Origin of the sequence: Streptomyces sp. SID11385 (assembly GCF_010548245.1) — a bacterium.
GTDB lineage: Bacteria > Actinomycetota > Actinomycetes > Streptomycetales > Streptomycetaceae > Streptomyces.
In genome coordinates this window covers 1-2,224 of the sequence record NZ_JAAGLR010001136.1, presented here as the reverse complement: position 1 = coordinate 2,224, position 2,224 = coordinate 1, and the positions used below count along the sequence as shown (strand labels likewise).

1 protein-coding gene and 1 pseudogene are annotated in these 2,224 nt (G+C 69.6%); both read left to right on the top strand.

The features are described from left to right. The first annotated feature begins 362 nt into the window (after window positions 1-362). Entirely contained in the window at window positions 363-2,015 is a 1,653-nt protein-coding gene (gene ctaD / locus G3I42_RS34560) for a cytochrome c oxidase subunit I (RefSeq protein ID WP_164291607.1), read from the top strand. Further along, window positions 2,012-2,224: pseudogene (locus G3I42_RS34555) on the top strand (hypothetical protein); the annotation flags it as partial. The gene ctaD and the pseudogene G3I42_RS34555, both read left to right, overlap by 4 nt.

Genomic DNA, 2,224 nt, shown 5'->3' with positions numbered 1-2,224 from the left:
CCACCGGGCCCCCGCCGACCGGCCCGGAAGCGCTCGCCGACCGGCCCGGAACCGTCCTTCGCCCGGGGCCCGCTCGGCCCTGCTGCCGGGGCTGTGCCGCCGCCGATCATGTGGGGCGGCCGGAGGAGCACCGCACTCTCTCCCTGCGTGTGAGCCCTCCGGCCGTACCAGTTTTGCGGAAGGAAGGTCGCCGTCCGGTGGACGAGGCACATGACATGCGGCAGCGGGACGCGCGGCAGCCGTCCCGGGTGGAGCGGGAACGGGCTGCCGAGGGCACGGGTACGGCGGGGCCGCCACCACCACCCGGGGAGGAGACCGGCGGCGCGGCGGCCGTCGTTCCCCGCACCGCCCGCCCCGGCTGGGTGACCTGGCTCACCACGACCGACCACAAGCAGATCGGCACCCTCTACCTGGTCTCCGCGTTCGTCTTCTTCCTCGTCGGCGGGGTGCTCGCCCTCGTCATGCGCGCCGAACTCGCCCGCCCCGGGACGCAGATCCTGTCGAACGAGCAGTTCAACCAGGCGTTCACGATGCACGGTTCGATCATGCTGCTGCTCTTCGCGATGCCGCTCTTCACCGGTTTCGCGAACTGGATCATGCCGCTCCAGATCGGCGCGCCCGATGTCGCCTTCCCGCGACTGAACATGCTCGCCTTCTGGCTCTTCCTGTGCGGCTCGCTGATCGCGGCCGGTGGCTTTCTGACGCCCGGTGGCGCGGCCGACTTCGGCTGGTTCCTCTACGCTCCGCTCTCCGACGCCGTGCACTCGCCCGGCCTCGGCGCGGACCTGTGGATCATGGGCGTGGCGCTCTCGGGCTTCGGGTCGATCGCGGGCGCGGTCAACTTCATCACCACGATCGTGTGCATGCGCGCCCCCGGGCTGACGATGTTCCGGCTGCCGATCTTCACGTGGAACGTGCTGCTCACGGCGGTGCTCGTGCTCATCGTCTTCCCCGTGCTCGCCGCCGCGCTCTTCGCGCTCGAATGCGACCGCAAGTTCGGCTCGCACGTCTTCGACGCGGCGAACGGCGGGGCGTTGCTGTGGCAGCACCTGTTCTGGTTCTTCGGCCATCCCGAGGTGTACATCCTCGCGCTGCCGTTCTTCGGGATCATTTCCGAGGTGATTCCGGTCTTCTCCCGTAAGCCGATGTTCGGTTACGTGGGCCTGATCGGTGCCACGATCGCCATCGCCGGTCTCTCGGTGACCGTGTGGGCGCACCACATGTACGTGACGGGCGGGGTGCTGCTGCCCTTCTTCTCCTTCATGACCTTCCTCATCGCCGTGCCGACAGGCGTCAAGTTCTTCAACTGGATCGGCACGATGTGGAAGGGATCGCTCTCCTTCGAAACGCCGATGCTGTGGGCGGTCGGCTTCCTCGTCACCTTCGTCTTCGGCGGCCTGACCGGCGTGATCCTGGCGGCGCCGCCGCTCGACTTCCACGTCTCGGACTCGTACTTCGTCGTCGCGCACTTCCACTACACGCTCTTCGGCACGGTGGTGTACGCGATGTTCGCCGGATTCCACTTCTGGTGGCCGAAGTTCACCGGCAAGATGCTCGACGAACGTCTCGGGAAGCTGACCTTCTGGACGCTGACGGCCGGCTTCCACGCGACCTTCCTCGTACAGCACTGGCTCGGCGCGGAGGGCATGCCGAGGCGGTACGCGGACTACCTCGCGGCGGACGGTTTCACGGCCCTCAACACCGTGTCCACGATCGGATCGTTCCTGCTCGGTCTGTCGTTCCTTCCGTTCTTCTACAACGTCTGGAAGACCGCGAAGTACGGGAAGAAGGTCGGGACCGACGACCCGTGGGGCTTCGGGCGCTCGCTGGAGTGGGCGACGTCCTGCCCGCCGCCGCGCCACAACTTCACCTCGCTGCCCCGCATCCGCAGCGAGTCCCCGGCCTTCGACCTGCACCACCCGGACATCGCGGCGATGGACCGGCGCGAGAACGGGCTGGTGGGCAACGCGTCGGCGGGAGCGGACGCGGGGGCCGGAGCGGGGGCCGTCCGGTGAGCGCCGTCGTGCCCGCCCTGGCGCTCGGCGTCGTCACGGCCTCGGGCTGCGTCTGGTACGTACCCGCCCTCGCCGAGCTGCGGGCCGGGGCCGACCGCCCGGTCTCCCGGCGCCTCGCGGCGCTGGCCTGCCTGAGCGGCTGGGGCACGGCGGGGCTCGCGGCGGTGCTGCTCCTGACGGGAGCTCCGCTCGCGGTCGCGGGCACCGGG